At 57.8% G+C, this 19,299-nt stretch carries 11 protein-coding genes and 1 tRNA gene; 7 read left to right on the top strand and 5 right to left on the bottom strand.

Features of this window, described 5'->3' with window-relative positions; translation table 11 throughout:
* The first annotated feature begins 74 nt into the window (after nucleotides 1-74).
* Complete coding sequence (locus tag LC059_RS08940; RefSeq protein ID WP_226703505.1) at nucleotides 75-1,277, top strand: TIGR03032 family protein; 1,203 nt, start codon at nucleotides 75-77, stop codon at nucleotides 1,275-1,277.
* 2 nt (nucleotides 1,278-1,279) lie between these two features.
* Nucleotides 1,280-1,837: a hypothetical protein gene (locus tag LC059_RS08945; protein WP_226703506.1), complete on the top strand. Its 558-nt coding sequence runs from the start codon at nucleotides 1,280-1,282 to the stop codon at nucleotides 1,835-1,837.
* 38 nt (nucleotides 1,838-1,875) lie between these two features.
* On the opposite strand, the gene LC059_RS08950 is transcribed toward LC059_RS08945, so the two are convergent.
* The 4 genes from LC059_RS08950 to LC059_RS08965 are packed head-to-tail and all read right to left on the bottom strand — an operon-like array spanning nucleotide 1,876 to nucleotide 5,049.
* Nucleotides 1,876-3,075, bottom strand: coding sequence for a sensor histidine kinase (locus tag LC059_RS08950; RefSeq protein WP_226703507.1), 1,200 nt, complete (start codon nucleotides 3,073-3,075; stop codon nucleotides 1,876-1,878).
* Nucleotides 3,075-3,827: a response regulator transcription factor gene (locus LC059_RS08955; RefSeq protein WP_226703508.1), complete on the bottom strand. Its 753-nt coding sequence runs from the start codon at nucleotides 3,825-3,827 to the stop codon at nucleotides 3,075-3,077. Before LC059_RS08955 ends, LC059_RS08950 begins: the two co-directional genes overlap by 1 nt.
* The gene (locus tag LC059_RS08960; RefSeq protein ID WP_226703509.1) at nucleotides 3,827-4,192 is read right to left on the bottom strand and encodes a DUF3019 domain-containing protein; all 366 of its coding nucleotides are present in this window, start codon (nucleotides 4,190-4,192) and stop codon (nucleotides 3,827-3,829) included. The genes LC059_RS08955 and LC059_RS08960 overlap by 1 nt, the downstream gene beginning before the upstream one ends.
* Nucleotides 4,193-4,194: 2 nt before the next feature.
* Entirely contained in the window at nucleotides 4,195-5,049 is an 855-nt protein-coding gene (locus LC059_RS08965; protein ID WP_226703510.1) for a MipA/OmpV family protein, read from the bottom strand.
* Between the two features lie 420 nt (nucleotides 5,050-5,469).
* Here LC059_RS08965 and LC059_RS08970 point away from each other — a divergent pair, with 420 nt between their 5' ends.
* The 4 genes from LC059_RS08970 to LC059_RS08985 all read left to right on the top strand — a co-directional run bounded on the left by LC059_RS08970 (nucleotide 5,470) and on the right by LC059_RS08985 (nucleotide 16,124).
* Nucleotides 5,470-10,602 carry a hypothetical protein gene (locus LC059_RS08970; RefSeq protein WP_226703511.1) on the top strand — a complete coding sequence of 1,711 codons (5,133 nt, stop codon included), beginning with the start codon at nucleotides 5,470-5,472 and terminating at the stop codon, nucleotides 10,600-10,602.
* A gap of 83 nt (nucleotides 10,603-10,685) precedes the next feature.
* Entirely contained in the window at nucleotides 10,686-13,475 is a 2,790-nt protein-coding gene (locus LC059_RS08975) for a TonB-dependent receptor domain-containing protein (RefSeq protein ID WP_226703512.1), read from the top strand.
* Between the two features lie 56 nt (nucleotides 13,476-13,531).
* On the top strand, nucleotides 13,532-15,619 hold the full coding sequence (locus LC059_RS08980) for an alpha/beta hydrolase family protein (protein ID WP_226703513.1): 2,088 nt from the start codon (nucleotides 13,532-13,534) through the stop codon (nucleotides 15,617-15,619).
* A complete protein-coding gene (locus LC059_RS08985) occupies nucleotides 15,612-16,124 on the top strand; it encodes an energy transducer TonB (RefSeq protein WP_226703514.1) in 513 nt (170 codons plus the stop codon). The genes LC059_RS08980 and LC059_RS08985 overlap by 8 nt, the downstream gene beginning before the upstream one ends.
* A 194-nt stretch (nucleotides 16,125-16,318) precedes the next feature.
* Here the strand turns inward: LC059_RS08985 and LC059_RS08990 are convergent.
* Nucleotides 16,319-16,405, bottom strand: a tRNA-Leu gene (locus LC059_RS08990).
* A gap of 229 nt (nucleotides 16,406-16,634) precedes the next feature.
* On the opposite strand from LC059_RS08990, the gene ppc reads away from it, so the two are divergent.
* On the top strand, nucleotides 16,635-19,292 hold the full coding sequence (ppc, locus tag LC059_RS08995; RefSeq protein ID WP_226703515.1) for a phosphoenolpyruvate carboxylase: 2,658 nt from the start codon (nucleotides 16,635-16,637) through the stop codon (nucleotides 19,290-19,292).
* Nucleotides 19,293-19,299: the final 7 nt, after the last annotated feature.

A 19,299-nucleotide genomic window follows, 5' to 3' on the forward strand; every position in this document is an offset into this window, starting at 1 on the left:
GGCTGAAAACTGGCCAGCGAGAATAATGACCGAGTCCGCACCTGCGGGCCTAAAAGCAACACCGTGGTATCGAAATGAGTGACGCAGAAGTAACCGCCGAAGCCGAAGTGCAGCCGGCAGACAATCAGGTAGAAAACACCGCGCAGCAGCCGCAACAATCTACTGAAGCCACCGAACCGACCGAGCCCACCGCCGGTGAGCCGCAAAAGGCCAAGCCCGAGCCGGTGCGTAAGTCTTGTTCCTCGGGCCTCGCCCAGTGGATGCACCAGAGCCAGCTTTCTATCGCCTTTACTTCGTACCAGTCCGGCCGTGTCTACATGGTCGGTGCCGAGCCCGGCGGCAAACTGTCATTCCATGAGCGTATTTTCCAGCGCGCCATGGGCATTGTGGGCAACCGCAAGCGCATTTATATGGGCGGCCTGTACCAGGTGTGGCGTTTTGAAAACGTGCTACAGCCGGGACAGGTGGCCAACAAGATCTTCGACGCCTGTTACGTACCGCGCAACGCGCAGTTCACCGGTGAGGTGGATATTCACGAGCTGGGTATCCAGAAAGACGGCAAGATCATTTTCGTCAACACCAAGTACAACTGCCTGGCCGAGCCGAGCCTGACCCACAGCTTCCGCGTGATCTGGAAGCCGGAGTTCATCAGCAAGATCGTGCCGGAAGATCGCTGCCATCTGAATGGCCTGGCAATGGTGGACGGCAAACCCAAATACGTCACCGCAGTGTGCAAGTCCGACACCATCGACGGCTGGCGCGAGCGCCGCGACAACGGCGGTATCATTATCGACGTCGAGACCAACGAGATTGTGTGTGAAGGCCTGTCCATGCCGCACTCGCCGCGTTGGGCCAATGGCAAGCTGTGGGTATTGAACAGCGGTACCGGCTACCTGGGTTATGTGGATTTCAAAACCAAATCCTTCGTGCCGCACACCTTCTGCCCGGGCTTTATGCGCGGCCTTCAGATTCACGGCGACCACGCCATCGTCGGCCTTTCCAAGCCGCGCTACGAGCGCTTTGAAGGCCTGCAGCTGGATCAGAACCTCGCCGACAAGGACTCCGAGGCTTGGTGCGGCGTGCAGTTTATCAACCTTAAGACCGGCACCGTGGACCACTGGATTCGCCTGGATGGCCCGGTAACCGAGCTGTTCGACCTGACCGTGCTGCCCGGCGTGCGCTGCCCGATGGGGATTGGCCAGCAGAGCAAGGAAAACCTGACCATGGTGACCTACGAGGACGCTACGGGAACCTCGGCCAGCACAGTCGCTAACTAAAAATGCAGGGGAAATACGAGCGGGTAGCGGACTACAACGGTTACGAGCTACTGGACGTCTACCGCAGGCTAACCTCCGAAGATATTCGGGCGGTGATCGAATTTTGGCAGCGCAACAATGCGCTGCCAAAAGGTCTTACGGAACGTGAGCTGAATCGTCGTGCTAACCAGGTGGTGGTAGCAGTGGTGCGCGATGGCGTCATCACCGCCCTTACCTCCGTGTATGTAGACCGCGCGCCGCTGGACCGGCAGCAATACTATTTCTACCGAAAATTCGTTCAGCCCGGCCATCGCATTTACCTGATGTGGCGGGAGATGCTCGCGCAGAGTTACACCATCTTAAAGGCCTGGGAGCCCAGGTTCTTGCCGAGCAAGCCGCTAGGCATCATCGTGGTGCCGGAGAACCGAAAGCTCACCCGCCGCAGTGTGCTAAGAGCGGGCAACAAAATCGGATTCTTTACCGTGGGCTTCCTGCCCAATGGTGATCCAGTGTATGGGCGAAAATTCGATGAGTCGGTGACAGAGAATCTCTCTGCGCAGGACGTCGCCCAGAGCGGGTAAATTCTCGTCGCTACGCGCGCGCTCAGGGCTGAGCGGGGTCACGCCCGGTTGGGCCAGCGAAGAGTCGCGCGGGTGCCGCCCAGGTTGGGAGACTGGTCGAGGCGCAACTCGCCTTCGTGCCACATCATTACTTTCTTCACGATATACAGGCCCAGGCCGTATCCCTGGTCATCTGTGGCGGAGCGGGTAAAGGCGTCCGTGAGCTCCAGCGCGTCACCGCCCAGCCCCGGTCCATTGTCCTCCACGGCAAGGCTGCAATAACCCTTCACGCTATCAAATTCAAAGCGAATATCGACCCTGTCGCGCGCGTATTTTGCCGCGTTAACCACCAGGTTTTGAATCGCGATGGTCAATGAGTCTGGCTCCAGCCAGGCATGTTCATCGGGAAAATAATAGGCAATTTCCAGGGTCGGACACTGGTGTTCAAGATGGGAGCCCAGGTCGGCAAAAAACGATTCCAGCTCGTTGAGCTTTCGAGCGAGAAACTGCTCGTGCACCTCGACCTGGGCAAAGTTCAGGTATTTCTCCACCAGCTGTTCGATGTCGCGCGTAGCGCGGTCAATGACCTGTGCGCTTTCCGATTCTCTTTCTGAGTCGCTCGCAGACAGCGCCTGCTGGAATTTGATCCGCGCCAGAGGCATACGGATTTCGTGGGCGATGGTGCGCGCCAGGTCCTGATTCATCTGGAAGTGGCCGGTTACGATGTTGGCCATACGGCGAAAGGTTTCCGCCAGAGGGAAAATGGGGGATCGGCGACTGAGTTGTTCCGGGATATGGAAGGGCTTCTTGCTGAAGCGAATGGCCTGATTTTGCAGTCGATTCAGGTCGCTGAACATGGGCCAGACCAGCAAGAGTAAAACCACCAGCATGGCGCCAATAAACAGCAACCGCCACTGGGTAACGCTGTGCGCCGGCTCGTGGGGGAAGGGTCCGATCTCCAGTACCGTATTGCCGCTGCGATGGTAAAACAGAATTTGCCCATCACCAGCATCCAGACCTACAACTTCACCGCTATTCAGGCGCTGCCGCAGTACGTTGGAAAAGTGAATGGCGTCCGCGGGATAACTCTGGGCCAGGGGGGCATCGCCCCGTTCGAGTGCTTCGGCCAATTGGGCGGCACTGATGGTGTATTCCTGGGGGGCCGTTGAGTAGAGGCTGTATAGCGCTGCAACGGACGAGTAAACCACCACCAGGGCCAGCGCCAGCACGCTGACCATGCGCAACATCTGCAGGCGCATCAGGAAGTACTGTGAACCGTATTGAGGGAGTAGCCGCGGCCGCGAATAGACTGGATGGCAACACCGTCGGCGATGGCATCCAGCTTTTTGCGCAAGCGGCTCACACGCATATCGATCACGCGATCGAGCCCGTCAAACTCCCGCCCGATAACACGTCGGAAAAGGTACTCGCGACTCAGCAAGCGTGCCGGTTGCTCCGCAAAAATCTGCAGCAAGTCGAACTCGTTGGTGGTGAGTGGGAGCGGTTGCTTGTTTACCTCAGCCTGGCGGCTCACCAGGTCAACGTTGAGCGGGCCAAACACAATACTGGAGCTGGTAGGTACTTGGCTGTTAGTGGTACGCAGGTGGGTCTCAATTTTTGCCCATAGCAGGTGTGGGTCGACCGGCTTCACCAGGTAGTCGTTGGCGCCTAGGCGCAATCCCGCAACCTGGTCGTCCACGGAGCTGAGCGCACTGAGGAAAATCAGCGGGCAGCGCAACTGGCTGCGAAACTGTTCCAGCAAGCGGAAGCCGCTGGCATCGGGCAGGACGACGTCCGCAATGATCAGGTCGTATTCTTTGTGGTGTACCGCCTTCATAAAATCACTGCCGCTGGCGGCATAGGTCACTTCACATTGGCGTTCAGCGAGGAAGCGCACAATCAGCTCTGCCAGTTGCTCGTCATCTTCGAGCAGCAGAATCCGGTATTTACTGGGTGCGCTTTCTCCCTCAATGGGCGGTGCAGCGTTGGCGGAATCAATCATGGCTTTCATCACAGAAGTCCCCAGCCGTAACGTCGGCGGTGGCGCTTGGGCTGGTACTGGGCAACCTTGAGCACAGCACTGGCTATATCTTTTCCGTTCTCGTCAGCGGTCACCTGAAACCGAATATCGTCGGCACTGCTGACGTACACTTTCAGGTCGTCATTGTCGCCCCAGAAGCAGCGCACCTGGCCCTGGCCAATAATGGATAGGCAGTAGCGAGCTTCGTCGTCTGCGTCGAAAGCAAGCCTGACCAAAACGCTACACTGGCGCTCCTCATCGTCGAGTGCGCACATGCTGGGTGTAACGCGTAATTCCGCGGCCATTACCAAGCTGGGCAGCAGAGTCAGGAACAATATGAGGATTGTCCGATTCATGGTCAGTGCCTGCTGCCAAATGAGTACTGCAGGCCGGCAAACCAGCTGAGGGTGTGCGGGTTTTCGAGGATGTTTAGATTTCTTCCCGCTTCATCGTAGTCGCTATAGCGCGCCGCCAACCGTAGTTCAAACCGCTCACCCAGTGGGTAAGAGAAGTGCAGTCTTGCGTAGGTGTCGGTGGCGTCGGCAAGGGGATATCTCAGCAGGTAGCGGTTGTAGAAAATATCCGCTTCTTCTTCCGTAAACTGGTAGTAGTAGCTCACCAGGTCTACATCTTTCTTTATCGCGCCCACGCCGAAACCCCAGGCACCGCCGAACAGCGGGTACTGCTTGTCCAAGCTCAAATGGGTTTCACTGCCGTGATGCACATTGCTCAGGTCATGAAGCCAGGAGAAGGACACGTCTACCCACTTGGATACCAGCGTCACACTGGGACCGCCGACGACAGAGACTTTGCGCTCCAGGTCCTCGGCGTCGGTTATCTGAGCATGAGTGAACCAGTTTGTTACCAGTCCGTTGCTGGCTGCGCTGTTTTTGTCCAGCTGGTAGAAAAGCCCATCGTCGTTGGGGCGCGCCACCAGATCCAGATAAACGTGTTCGTTCTCCAGCAGGCTATAGCCAGCAGTCAGGTTGCTAACGAAGAAACGTTTTCCGTAGTAGCTGAAGGATGGGAGAAAATAGGTCTCGGCATCCCCCTTTCCGGCGAGTGGGTTTTCCAGGAAGCCGCGGCCCGTGGCGAGGCTGACCTCCCACTCGGATGCTTCCACTTCCGACGGATTGGCGGCCGAGGCTTGCGCAAAGCCAAGGGCAAGAGCGCCGAGCAAAATCAGCTGGAATAATCGTTTACTTCTGGTCATCTGGTGAGCGGCGGCGTGGTGTTATTACTATTGTGCTGCTTGTATTTTGAACGTTTGTATCACAGCGTAACCGGCCGCTCCACAGCTGCATTGCATTCCTTACAATCTGTTACAAAACGTTATTTTCTGGTTTTATTTTCGCCAAAGTGGACGTTTGTCAAACAAATTGCCTGCAGCAATATTCCGACCTTCTGGTCGGTTCTAGTCGGTCCGTACTTCCCAAAATCACAGTGTATTGAACTCGCTGCCGGCTGCCCCAAATGGGGGCGGCTCACCGCGGGCCGCGCCCCGGGCTGGTGCGCTTACAAACTGTTACGTGAAACCCTTGGAGACCTTGATTCGCCCCGTGGTTTTATCGGTCGCTGAAAAACTTCTGATAACAACGTGCTTACGCAACCATTCCACTTGGGGAGAGAATCGATGGCCAATAATAAAGGCTTTCCCAGCAACCCGAGTCAGCTGACCTCTGCGGTCCGCAAGGCTCTGTTTACTTCTGCCACCGTGACCGCGATTGCGGTGGGTGCACCCGGGCACAACGCCTACGCCCAGCAGGTAGGTGCCTGCAACCCGATTTCCACCGAATTTACCACCGGCGCCGTACAGTGCGGTGGTGAGTTCGATGCGACCATTGAATATGAAGTGAAGGACTTTACCGTTGTTGACGGCGAGGTGACGCCCGGTGAAATCGAGGTGATCGTCGCCGAGGGCAGTACCGCAACCGGTATCCTCGTCAGCGCAGCACCGGCAGAGGGCGCCATGTCTGCAGCCGAAGGTTCCATCGTGATTGAGAACCACGGCGATATAGACGCGAGCGCCGGTGACAATGCTATCGATCCCGACTCATTGTCCTACACCGACTTTGAAGACGTCGCAGTGCGTTATGTCGGAGAGATGCGAAGCGGGGTTGAATATACTGGCTACTACCGTGTAGACGGTACCGCCAACAGCAATAAGGTCGACGGCTCGGAAGTGGCCTTCAGTGCCGGCGTGAGTGCCGATGACATTGTCGACTACATGGCGGCGCAGGGTGTTGACGTCTCTAACGGTATCTTTGAGCCCGGTCGAGAGGATGTGGTTTCCTTAATCGTGGCCCCGGAAGGGCTTGATCTTGAGGACAGCGCCGCAATTTCAGCGAAAACCGAAGCTGGGAACATCCAGATCCAAAACACCGGTGATGTGACCGTGGGCAGCGGTGTAGCCGTGGCTTACGCCACGAGCGCATATCTATCTGAGCACACTGTCTCTAAAAAGCTCGTTGATATCGATGATGACGGTAAAAACGATATTGCCTTCTACGGTGAGGGTCGCGAGCTGTTTGTTCAGAGCGGCATGCAGTACGCGAAAGCAGCGGCCATTGGTGTCGATGCAGAGACTACTACCGGCAATATCAATTTGGGTAATGCGGGCAGCATCGAGGGCGGCGACATCTCTTATGGTATGCGCGCACAAACCGTAGAAGGTGATATTGCTATCACCAACAGCGGCGATATCAGTGTCGGCGCCGACTCCGCCGGTATCAGTGCCAGTAGTGAGGCCAAGGCAGAATTGGTCTACAGCTACGGTTACGAGGTGAAGGTCGACGAAGTTTCCCCGCCAAGGGGAAGTATCGTTATTGGCTACTACCAGCACAACAAAGAAACAGTAGAAGCGAAGATCTATAGCGCCGACGCTGCCGACAACATTATCGAGATTTCCAATACCGGATCGATCAGTGTTGGCGAGGGCAGCATCGGTATCGAAGCGCACAACCCTTCTGGTGACGAGATCACCGTGATTAACTCCGGCGACATCAGTGTCGGCGCAGGCGAGGGTGGTGCAGGTATTTCCGCCTCTACTCACGCAGGCTTCGAGACTTTTTATGGCAATGTCAACGAAGACTGTCTGCTGGGCAATGTGCCGTCTGGCGACGATACTCCTATTTGTGCCAAAGTCGTGTTTGCACCAGGCGAGGCGCCCGGCACTACCGATCCGGACTTCGTGAAGGGTGATACCTACTATGGTATGGCTTTGGGCACCAAGTACATTGAGGCCCAGCACCAGGTCAGACACGAGAAAGTGGAAGGTCACGGCTTTGTCGATGACCACGGTGATATCGCCATTGCCAACGCCGGCACCATCGACGTATCCGCGGCCACCGGTGCCGATGCCATCCTGGCGGCGAGCTACGGTTCCATCTTTATCGAAAACCGCGCGGATGGCGTGATCGAAGTTGGTGACGGCAACTCCGGTATCCACACCGAGGGCGTATCCGACACCACCGTGATCAACAGCGGCGACATCAATATCGGCGCTGGTAGTAAGGGTATTGAGGTAAACAATTACATTCTCAACCCAGGCTTTGTGGATCCAAAGATGGATTCGCTGGAGGTATACCACGGCTTTGATAGTGAGTATGTCAATGCAACCTGGGGTGGCTTCGGTGGCGACACCAATGTGGTGAACACCGGACGCATCAGCAGCGATGTGGATGCCAGCGAATTGCTGAGCTACAACGATGACGGCCAGCTACAAACCAATCCGACCCAGTTCCGCTCATACGGAATCCGCGTTTCCGCAAGCAATGCCAGTGGCCGCGGCCAAGGCATGACCTATGTGCACTCAGGTCAGGCCGCGGTAGACATGGTCAACGAGCGCAATTACGAGCGCTATCTGGCTGACAAAGCGCTGGTTGAGTCGGGCGAGCTGGACGCCGAAGACGCGTGGGAATACAACAAGATCGAGATCCGCGATCATGTCGAGCTGTTCGATACCAATGTGGTTAACCGGGGCGAGATCGCGCTCGGCGACATGTCTACCGGCATTTCGGTAGGTGCGCTGTTTGGTGAGGCTACCGTGGTTAACGACGGCACCATTAGCGTCGGTGACGGTGTATTTGCCGTGGGTGAGCAGACAGATGTAGGCGCTTACCCTGTCCGTCTGCAGGGTGTCTACGGTATCCATGCCAACAGCCGCCAGACCGAGGCGCTCTCCACCAACCGCGTTTACAACACCGCCAACGGTATTGTGTCCACTGGCGATGTAGGCACCGGCCTGCGCGCGTCCTCGGTGGGTGGATCCGCCTATGTGACCAACGAAGGTGAAGTGACTGTCGGCAGCGGCAAGGTGATTACCGCCGGTGACGTTACCCTAGGTAAAGCCGCCGTGGGCATGCAGGCCAATACACAGCGTGGCTGGGATGCCTACGCACGCGCATTGAATACTGGCAGCATCAATACCGGCGATAACGCCATTGGTATCGCGGCGAGCAATAACACCACCGGGCTCTTCCTGACGCCGGAATTCGGCCGTTACCACACCGCGGTTGCCAGCAATACCGGCGATATCAGTATGGGAGACGGTGCCATCGGTATCGGTGTTTCCGGCGCCCATGCCAGCCTGGGCTACAACGGCGGCAACATTACCATTGGTAGCGGCGATCTGGTTACTGGCGCGAGCGTCTTGGGTGGAGCCGGAATGGCCAGCATGGGAGGCATCTACAGCGGCAACCAGTCGACCCTGATCAACCAAGGCTCGATCGTTGGTGGTGACGGAGTTTCCGGTATGGATGCCGGCGCTTTGTTTGTATCCGCTGCAATGCAGGGCCAGAACGGTTCCATCACAGTGGGCGATGATTCTTACGGTATGCGCTCCGTGGGTTTTGTGCAGGCATTTGCCCAAAACGAAGGTGCAATCACTGCGGGTGACGACAGCGTTGGTATGCACACTTACGCGATTTATGCGGCCACCATCAATACCGGCGATATCGAGGTTGGTGATGATTCTACTGGCATCGCTGTAACCGGTAGCTCCGCCTATGCGCGAAACTACGGCAATGTTTCTACCGGGGACAATAGCACCGGTATTAAAGTATCTAGCGTAGCTGTACCAGGGTTTGTCGTTAATAGCGGCAATATCAATACTGGTCGAGGTGGTGTTGCAATTGAATTGATTGGTGAAGACTACTTGGATTTGGAAACCGGAGTAGTTTTCCCGAACACTATTTTAAACAGCGGCAATATCACAGGCTCCATCATCACCAGCGACAGCGATGATGTGCTGCGCAATGGCTTCCGCTACGACAACAGCGGCAACATTGCTGGCGTTGGCAGAATCACCCTGAACGACGCGGCCATCGACATGGGCGCCGGCCGCAATACCTTCATCAACGAAGCGGGCGATATCGTTTTCTCTGGAGACAGCGCGATCGAGCTGGGTGCTCAGGGCACCATGGTCAACTACTCCGGCGGCGCGAATTACGTCACCATTTCCAGTCTGGATGATCAGGTGGGTGACACTCTCACCATCAACGGTGACGTGACCTTTGCCAACATCCAGAGCGTTGGCAGCCTTTTCCTGGTGGATGTCAGCTCCACTGCCAGCGACAACATCACCATCAACGGTGACCTGAATGTCGTGGACCTGCTGAACCAGGCCGGTGACACCCAGCCGGGTGACCTGCGTGTTGCGATGAACGTGACCGACCAGAGCAAGGGCGCGCAGACCACCGGTGCGATCCTCACCGTCAATGGCGAGCAGAACGTGGATAGCGTTTCTCTGGCCGCACTGGGTGGCGACTTTGCCGACACCATCCTCGAAGCAGAGATGCAGCAGGACGGCAACGGCAACTGGGTAATTGCCTATACCGCCGGCCTTTCCAACCTGGGTGCTGCGGCGAGTTCCGTGTCCCACCTGGCCGAAAGCTTCTGGACCCGCTCCGCATCGGCGTTCTTCGATTCTGAGCGCGCGGCCAATATGAGCGAAAGCAGCCGCGTGGAAGGCCTGCATGCCTGGTCCAGTGTTTTCCACACCGACAGCGATGTGGCAAGCCGTGGGGACGTGAAGGGGCAGGACCTGGCCTACACCCAGTTGCTGAGCAACCACATGGCCGGTGCCACCTACAACACCAAGCTGGGCGGTACCTGGCTTTCCATCAGCCCGATGGTGGGTAAAGGTTACGCCGACGGCAATCAGCTGGCACAGCAGTCCAGCGCGGCTCTGGATACCGAGACCTTCGCACTGAACGGCACCCTGAGCATGGGCGATTTCTACGCGAGCGCCATGTATCAGCAGGTGGACTTCGACGCGAACGTCCGCGCTTACGACTCCGCCGCGATGACCTCCGGTCAGGCGAAGGGCTACAGCCTGGAAGGTGGCTGGACTTATCTGATGGAGTCCGGCATTGCGATGACATCCTTTGCCCAGTGGAGCGATGTGAAGTCTGAAATCGATGGGTTTACTTCCTCCGATGGCAACTTTGACTACGCCTACAACCTGGGTAGCACGTCGACCACTCGCCTTGGCCTGAGCATGCGCAAGTCCTTCAAGTTAAGTGATGGATTTGCCATGCCGTACGCCACCTTTAGCGTTGCGGACAGCAGCAATCACGATGCGCATGACTTGCACGCCAACGGTGTTGTGTTCAACAGCGATGTATCTGGTACCGGCTTCAACATCGACTTCGGTGTCGACGGTAAATACAAGCTGTGGACTATCAAGACCGGTCTTGGTGTGCACAGTGGTGACACCGACAAAAATGGCTTGAGCGGACACTTCGCGATTTCGCGCAGCTTGTAACTCGCAACAGGGGGCGCGTCTGCGCCCCCGACCACCGTTTATTCCAGAAATTTCGCATGGACCCAGGTCCACAGGAATTGAAAATGTTTGAAAAAAATCAACTCGCACTTTGCGTTGCGGTAGTGCTCGGCCTTGCCGCCAGCATGCCGCTACAGGCTCAGCAGGGCTCTGCAGAGCCGAGTGCTGAAAGCAAAGAAGAGCAAAAAGAAAAGCGCTCGACGGCTGAAGTTCAGGCGGGCGACGATAGCCTGGTAGTAAAGCCGTCAGAACCTGTTGAAACCATTATGGTGACCGGATCCCTGATTCCCCGCACCGGCTTTGATGGCGCTGACCCCATGACGGTTATCGATGCCGAGGAAATGCGAGAGAAAGGTCTGCTGACAGTGGCAGACGTGATTGACTCGCTCGCTGAAAACACCGGCTACCGTGAGGGCGGCTCCAATCTCCTCAGTGGCTTTACCGTCGGCGCTACCGAGGCCAACCTGCGCGGACTTGGCGCGGGCCGTACCTTGGTACTGGTCAATGGTCGCCGCATCGCCGACTATCCGATGCCCTTTGGTGGCGAGCAGAATGGTGCCGATCTCGGCACTATTCCCACGTCTGCAGTCTCACGGGTAGAGGTACTCAGTGGCAGCGCATCGGCTATTTATGGCTCCGACGCGGTTGGCGGTGTGATCAACATCATTACCGTGCGTGACATGGAGCGCACCGCAGTTACCAGCACCGTAGGAGTATTCGAAGACGGTTACGGTTTTGGCCAGCAGACTTCATTTATTACCGGCAAGGCGTTTGACCGTGGTTCCGTCACTTTCAGTATGGAGACGTTTTCCACCAACCCGGTTTTTGCTGATGAAGTTGAGTTCCTGGACGAAGTGCCTTTCGTCACTTCCGGTATCAATGTGCTCCAGCAGAGTGCGCTGAATAGCGCAGAGTCTGGATATGTTTCCCCGGACGGCTACGACTGTGCTGCAAATGGCATGATCACGGCGCAGAGCGCCAATGCTAACGGCTCCACCGTGTGTAACTTCGATGGCAGCGCCGGCATTGCTATGGCCGGTGAGCAGGAGCGTTCCTCGATGTTTGTCGATGGACGCTACCAGATTACGGACAACATCAGTGCGTTTGCTACTGTGTTGGCATCCAAGCAGCAGGTGGCGAGCCGGGCGCCGATTGGTGTATGGCAGGGTCAGGTCTACAACAGTGACTTCACCAAGGCTGTGACGGTACAGCGCTCTTTCTCCCAGGATCTGGGTTTCAGTGACTCCACCTACGACCAGGAGATGTGGACCCTGATGGCGGGTATACAGGGCGATCTGGCCCTGGGTGACAGTATCTGGAACTGGGATATTGGCTACTCCAAGGCCCGCTACAACATCGAGCAGCGCATTGACGCCCTGCGTGAGGAAGTCGTAGCAGACTGGATTCTGCAGGGAGCTGGTGCACCACAGGAGCTGGCGACCAATATTTATCAGGTGAGTGAAAGCTTCTACGAAAACGATCTCGTTAATAACATTTTCCGCGACGCGTCCGCCGACCGTGACAGCCTGGTTGGCCAGTCCACCACATTTGGTATGTCTTCCGCAGATAGCTTTAGCGCGAAGGTGGTGGGTGACCTGACTGATTTCGGCGGCAAGCTTTACAACCCGATCACTATGGCGGTGATTGCAGACTGGTCCAGGCAGTCTACGGGTATTGACCCCGATGAGCGTTCCCTAAACCTTGAAGGTGCGGGTTGGATGGGTGTTGGTGCTCTAGAGGCCGGCGGCAGCCGCAGCCGTACAGCGGTTGGTGCTGAATTCCTGGTGCCGGTGCTAGAAAACCTGGAAATCACCCTGGCCACACGCATGGACCGTTACGACGACTCCAGTGCGATCGGTGGCCGCAGCACTTCCACGGCGAAGTTCGTCTACCGTCCAAGCGATCTGGTGATGTTGCGTGGTCACTGGGGGCAGACGTTCCGCGCCCCAGATATGTTCAACATCTATGGTGAGTCCACTGGTTACCTGTTTGTCCAGGATCTGGTTGCGGGTAACTGCTTCGACGGCGAAGCGTTCACCGGTTCCTGCCCGGCCTATCAAGTACTGGCCACTCGTCGCGGCAAAGAGGACCTCAAAGAGGAGAAGGGTGAAGACATCGGTTTCGGCCTGGTATTTACCCCCACCAATGACGTTGCGGTGTCAGCAGACTGGTACAAGGTGCGCCTTGATGACCTGGTGGTAACCGAGTCAGCGTTCGACGTGATGAACAGCGAGTGGCAGTGTTCTACGGGCGCGCTGCCCAGCGGCAGCCGCTTCTGTCAGGACATTTATGACCGTGTCGACCGCGATGCCAGTGGCTTTGTCCAGCAAATCACCATCGAACCACAAAACCAGGAATACCGTGAGGTCGAAGGGCTGGATATCCGTGCGTCTGCCCGCTTTGAGTCCGTCCGCTACGGCAACTTCGCAGTGGGTATGAACTACGTCAATACCCTGTCCCACGACTGGCTGCGTTTTTCCGGCGACGAGCCCATTGACCTGCGTACCGGCCTGCCCGGCCAGTCGCTGCCAGCGACTCGCAGTAGCTTCAACGTAAGCTGGAGCAACCCGCTGAGTGCGTTCAAATCCGTGGGTGCGGGCCTGTTGATCCAGCGCCAGGGGCGTGTCGACAACTTCATCGGCACCAAGCAGTTGGAACCCTACTACACCGCCAACCTGACCGGTCACTACAAAGTGGATGACCGTCTGACCGTGGGCATGGGTATCAATAACCTGACCAATGCCATGCCGAACCGCGATGAGACCAGTCAGCGCTGGCCCTACTACTGGAGCCACCTGCAGAGTGCGCTGGGCCGCAGTGTAAACCTGTCTTTCAGCTACTTCCTGAGTAACTGATGTCCTGTTGATGTGCCGGTCGGCGCCCGTCAGGGCGCCGGCCACAGGAGAGAAAAATGAAAATGAAACAAGCTCTGATCGCCAGCCTGTTGGCGGGAGCAATTGCTATCCCGGGGATCGCTCCGGCACTGGCAGAGCAGCAAGCTGCCGCGGCCAAGCAGTCTCAGGCTGAAGACGGCGCGGAGCTGTCGATGGAATCCGAGGTGGCACTGGAAGACCTGTTCCGTCCGCCCACTTATACCAATATCCGTATCTCCCCGGACGGTCGTCACTTTGCCGCGGGCATGCGCCGCGAGGACGGTCTGACCGACGGTGTAATCATTGACCGCCGCACCATGAAAGTGAAGTCGGTACTGGCGATCGACGGCAATATCGGTGTGACCGGCTTTCGATGGGCCAACAACGAGCGGGTATTGTTCCACTTCACCTTCAAGTCCGCCACTTCCGAAGGCGACGGTGTAGCCGCTATCGCCGGCATGAATGTCGATGGTAGCCGCAAGGATATCCTTTGGCGCGGCTCCGATGACTACGGCGGTGGCGAGGGTGCCATGCTGCAGGGCAAAATCGACAAGAACCACTTCCGCGTGGCGGTGTATCCGTCCGGGACCGGTCTTAAGTTTCCCTACTTGTACATTTACAAGCTGAACATCTATACCGGCAAGAGCCTGCGTATCGCCCGCTCGCCGATTCGTTCCGCGACCCCAATCTTTAACAAAGATAAAGAGATCACGCACTGGGTGGGCTACCAGCCTTCCAGCTACAAGAACCGCGTGGTAGCCACCCGTAATGCGAGTGGTGGCTGGGACGAGAACGTCTACGACGAGTCCAAGGGGTTGTATCTGCCAGAAGGATGGGTGCGTGGCTCCGACGAGGAAATGTGGTACACCGACACCATCGAGGCGCCAACCAAGGGGCTCTACAGGGTCAATGTCGAAACCGGTGAGCGCACACTCGTCTACCGCCACCCAAAGGTGGATTACGATGCGATCGCACGGGATGACGACGGTAATCCCTGGGGCGCAGTGGTCAACTACGATTACCCGACAGTGGTGTACATCGACGAGAAAAACCACTACGCCCAGACCCACAAGAAGTTGCAGGGCACCTTCCCCAGTCAGTATGTCAGCATCGTCAACCGCACCGCTGACAACAATGAGTGGGTGGTCAGCGTGCGCGGTGACCGCGATCCGGGCAAGTACTACCTGTACAACCAGTTCGATGGCAGTCTGAAATTTATTGCTGACCCCTTCGAATGGATCGATCCCGCGAACATTCCTGCGACCCACCCCGTGCGCTTCAACGCCCGTGACGGTATGGAGATCAACGGCTTCCTGACCCTCCCGGTGGGTAAGGATCCCAAGAAGCTGCCATTGATCATCCTGCCCCACGGCGGCCCGCACGGCCCGCGTGACTACTGGCGCTTCGATCGCGAAAGTATTCTGTTCGCCAACGCCGGCTACGCAGTGATGCACGTCAACTACCGCGGCTCCGGCGGTTACGGTCGCGACTTCGAGTATGACTGGTACGGCCATTGGGGCCTGGAAATGCAGGACGACCTGACCGATGCAACCTACTGGGCGATCCAGTCTGGTATTGCTGATCGGGACCGCATCTGCATTTACGGGGCTTCCTACGGCGGTTACGCCTCACTGATGGGGGTGGCAAAGGAGCCGGATCTGTATCAGTGCAGCATCGGTTACGTGGGCGTCTACGACCTGAATATCTTTATGCACTCCGGTGATGTTCAGATGCGTAAGGGCGGCCGTGAATACCTGCTGGAAGCCGCTGGTGCGACTGAAGAGAAGCGCGCGGCGCAGTCGCCGTTGACCCATGTGGATCGCATCGAAGCGCCGGTGTTCCTGGTACAGGGCAAGCGCGACGTACGCGTACACTGGGACCACTATGTGGCCATGCGTGATGCGCTGGCAGAGAAAAATCATGCGCTGGAAACCCTGGTTGCGCCACGCGCCGCTCACGGTGCGCGCGAGACGGACAGTCAGCTGGAAATCTACTGCCGCATGATCGACTTTATGGACCGTCATATCGGTGATCGCAAGCCTACCGACCCGCCGCGTCAGGATTGTGTTCCTGAAGGTGCTATTGGCCTGGAGTACAAGTACTACGAGGGGGTAAAGCGTGGTTAAGTCGTTGATTGCCGCCGCTTCCCTTGTCGCTGCCAGCCAGCCATTCAGCCTGGATTGGCAGCGCCCGGATTGCTCCGCCTATGACAGTCACAGCGAGTGCGAGAATGCGCTGAACAATGCCTACCGCCGCGGGATGCAGCAGGAATTCAAAGATAAAGGATTATCTTTCTGGTATTACGAGCGTCCCGATTACTCGGAGGACGAACAGGCGGAGCAGGCGTTTGAAGACAAGATCGAAGGAGCGCTGTATTTCTCTTTTACTGTGGAGAAAGACGGCAGTGTCTCCGACGTCGCCGTGAAGGCCAAGTCCAGCGATGAAGTCATGGCCTATGCCGGCCCGATCATGGCTTCCATCAACAACTGGCAGTTTGTACCCTCAGACCAGTCGTGGCCGGACCTAGAATGGCGCTATGCGTTTTACTTCGAGCCTGAAGAGTGCGAAGAAGGCGCGGAAGAAGATACAGAGGAAGGAAGCTGCGAAGCAGATTCCGGCTCCGATCGATAAAAACAGAAATTCTCTTGGTCGAGATATAACGGCAGCCGCGGCTGCCGGATCCCCATTTTAGCCCGGGCAAGCGCTCGGGCTTTTTTGTGCGCGCACGCGGATTGGCTGCAAATGCTGGGCACAGTGCTTGCTCGCGATAACACGATCGGGAAAAAGAGAAAGAAGTTGGGAAAAAGAAATACAGAGAGAAGAGATGGTGCCCAGGAGAAGACTTGAACTTCCACGACCGTTAGGTCACTAGCACCTGAAGCTAGCGCGTCTACCAATTCCGCCACCTGGGCACACAGCGGAGCTTGCCGCTGAGGCTGCGCATTATGGCGGTTTTGTTTCGTCAGTCAATTGTCAGTTGTGACTGTTTGGTGCTTTCCTGGTCCCCTGGGGCGTTGAGTTGACCGCTTTCTGTTCGATTCTTGTAGTTAAATTACAAGATTGGCCGCTGAAGCATCTTAATCGCCAGCAAAATATGTAAAAATAGCTGGCAAATTTGTTCCGACAAGGGGGAGGAGTTTCGTGGATCAAGACCAGAATGCGCCGTTGAGGGAAGATGTTCGCCTGCTGGGTGAAGAGCTGGGAACCGTGTTGCGCACCCAGGCCGGCGATGCGCTGTACGAGACCGTGGAGACCATCCGTCAGGTGGCTGTGGAGAGTCGCAGCCACGGTGAAATGCCTGTAGGAAAACTACGGGAATTGCTCGACCCGCTTGACGACGAAACCCTGCTGGAAGTCGCCCGGGCCTTCAGCCAGTTCCTGAACCTGGCCAACCTGGCCGAGCAGCGCCACCGCGAGCGCCTGCGCCGCCAGCACGAGCGTTTCCCCGGGGATCCTGATACCGACCGCGGCTTGCGTCAGGTTCTCACCGAACTGAAAAATGCCGATGTGGATCAGCAAAAGATTCGGCAGGTGCTCTCCGACCTTTCCGTAGAGCTGGTGTTGACCGCGCACCCCACCGAGGTGACCCGCCGCACCCTGATCCGAAAGTACGACCGGATTGCCGACCTGCTTGCGGGGCTGGATCGCCCGGACTGTACACCGGAAGAAACCGACCACCTGCGCCGCCTGCTGCGTGAGCAGATCCTCTCCGCCTGGAGCACCGACGAAATCCGCCGCGAGCGCCCCACCCCCGTGGATGAAGCTAAATGGGGCTTTGCCACCATCGAGCAGTCCCTGTGGCAGGCAGTGCCCCGGGGTATGCGGGATATCGAAAAGGAGCTGGAGCTCGCCGGCCTCGACCCGCTGCCGTCCGACTGGGTGCCGATCCGCTTTGCCTCCTGGATGGGTGGCGATCGCGACGGTAACCCCAATGTCACGGCAAAAGTGACCCGGCAGGTGCTGACTCTGGCGCGCTGGATGGCCGCCGACCTGTATCTGCGCGATGTGGAAAACCTCCTTGCCGACCTGTCCATGCACCGTGCCTGCGGAGAACTGCTGGCGCGCACTGGCGCCAGCGCGGAGCCCTATCGGGTGCTGCTGCGCGAAGTGCGCGATCGCTTGCGCAATACCCGGGAGTTGATGGAAGCGCGCGTAAACGGTGAGGCAGAGCCAGAGGGTGAGATCTATTCCAGCGGCAGCGAGCTGTACGAAGAGCTGTGCCTTATCGATCGCTCCCTGCGAGAGGTTGGCCTCGGTGCCATTGCCGACGGCCAGCTGAAAGATACCCTGCGCCGGCTGAATTGCTTCGGTATCACCCTGCTGCGCCTGGATATCCGCCAGGAATCCACTCGCCACGCCAATGCGATTGATGCCATCACCCGCTTCCTCGATCTCGGCAGCTACGCCAGCTGGGGTGAAAAAGTGAAGCAGAAGTTCCTATTGAGCGAGCTGGAAAATCGTCGCCCGCTGGTGAACGGCGCGTTCTTTGACAGTGAATTCTGTACCGACGAAGTTCGCGAGGTACTCGACACCTGTAAGGTGATTGCGGAGCAGGGCCCGGAAGGTCTGGGTGCCTATGTGATCTCCATGGCGAGAACCTCTTCCGATGTGCTCGCCGTGATGCTGCTGCAGAAAATTGCCGGCGTAAAAGCGCCCATGCGCGTGGTGCCATTGTTCGAGACTCTCGACGATCTCAACAATGCCTGCGACACCATGAGCGCCTTGCTGGAAATTCCGTTTTATCGGGAGCGGGTCAAGTCCGGCCAGGAAGTGATGATCGGTTATTCCGACTCCGCCAAGGACGCTGGCTTCCTCGGCGCTGCCTGGGCGCAGTTCCGCGCGCAGGAGGCGCTGACCGGAATCTTCCAGGAGCGCGGTATCCCGCTCACCCTGTTCCACGGCCGCGGAGGCTCCATTTCCCGCGGCGGCTCGCCCACGCGCATGGCGCTGCTGTCGCAGCCGCCCGGGTCCGTGGCTGGCCGTATCCGGGTTACCGAGCAGGGTGAAATGATCCGCGTGAAATACGGGCGCCCGTCGGTGGCCGCTTACAACCTGGAGCAGTATGTTGCCGCAACTCTGGAGGCCACCCTGTTGCCACCGGCGGAACCACGTCCGGAGTGGCGCGCGGAAATGGACCGCCTGACCCAGGCTTCTGTGGGCGCCTATCGCGAAGTGGTTCAGGACGATCCGGCACTGGTTTCCTACCTGCGCACCGTAACGCCGGAAACCGAGCTGAGTCGACTCGCGCTTGGCAGCCGCCCGGCGCGGCGCAAACCCGGCGGCGGTGTGGAAACCCTGCGTGCGATCCCCTGGGTATTTGCCTGGACCCAGATGCGCCTGATGCTGCCCGCCTGGCTCGGCACTGGCGCGGCGCTGGAAACCGGCCTGGAAAAAGCGCCGGAGACCCTGCGTGAAATGAGCGACCAGTGGCCGTTTTTCCAGACGGTGGTGGACATGCTGGAGATGGTGCTGGCCAAGTCAGATACCCGTGTTGCGCTGTGGTATGAAGAGCGCCTGAGTGACGATCCCGAGCAGCAGCGTCTTGGTGTGGAGCTTCGTAGCCGCCTCGCGCGTACCGTTGCCGCATTGAGCGAACTCACTGGCCGTGAAAGTCTGCTGGATAACAATCCGGTAATGCGCTGGTCCATCCGCGTTCGCGACCCCTACACCGACCCGCTGCACCTGTTGCAGGCGGAATTGATGGCGCGCCTGCGCACGCGCGAAGAAGACCCGGTACTGGAAAGTGCGTTGATGGTGACCATTGCCGGTATTGCAGCGGGAATGCGTAATACTGGTTAAGGTTATT

It is taken from the genome of Microbulbifer elongatus, assembly GCF_020524885.1.
GTDB lineage: Bacteria > Pseudomonadota > Gammaproteobacteria > Pseudomonadales > Cellvibrionaceae > Microbulbifer > Microbulbifer elongatus_A.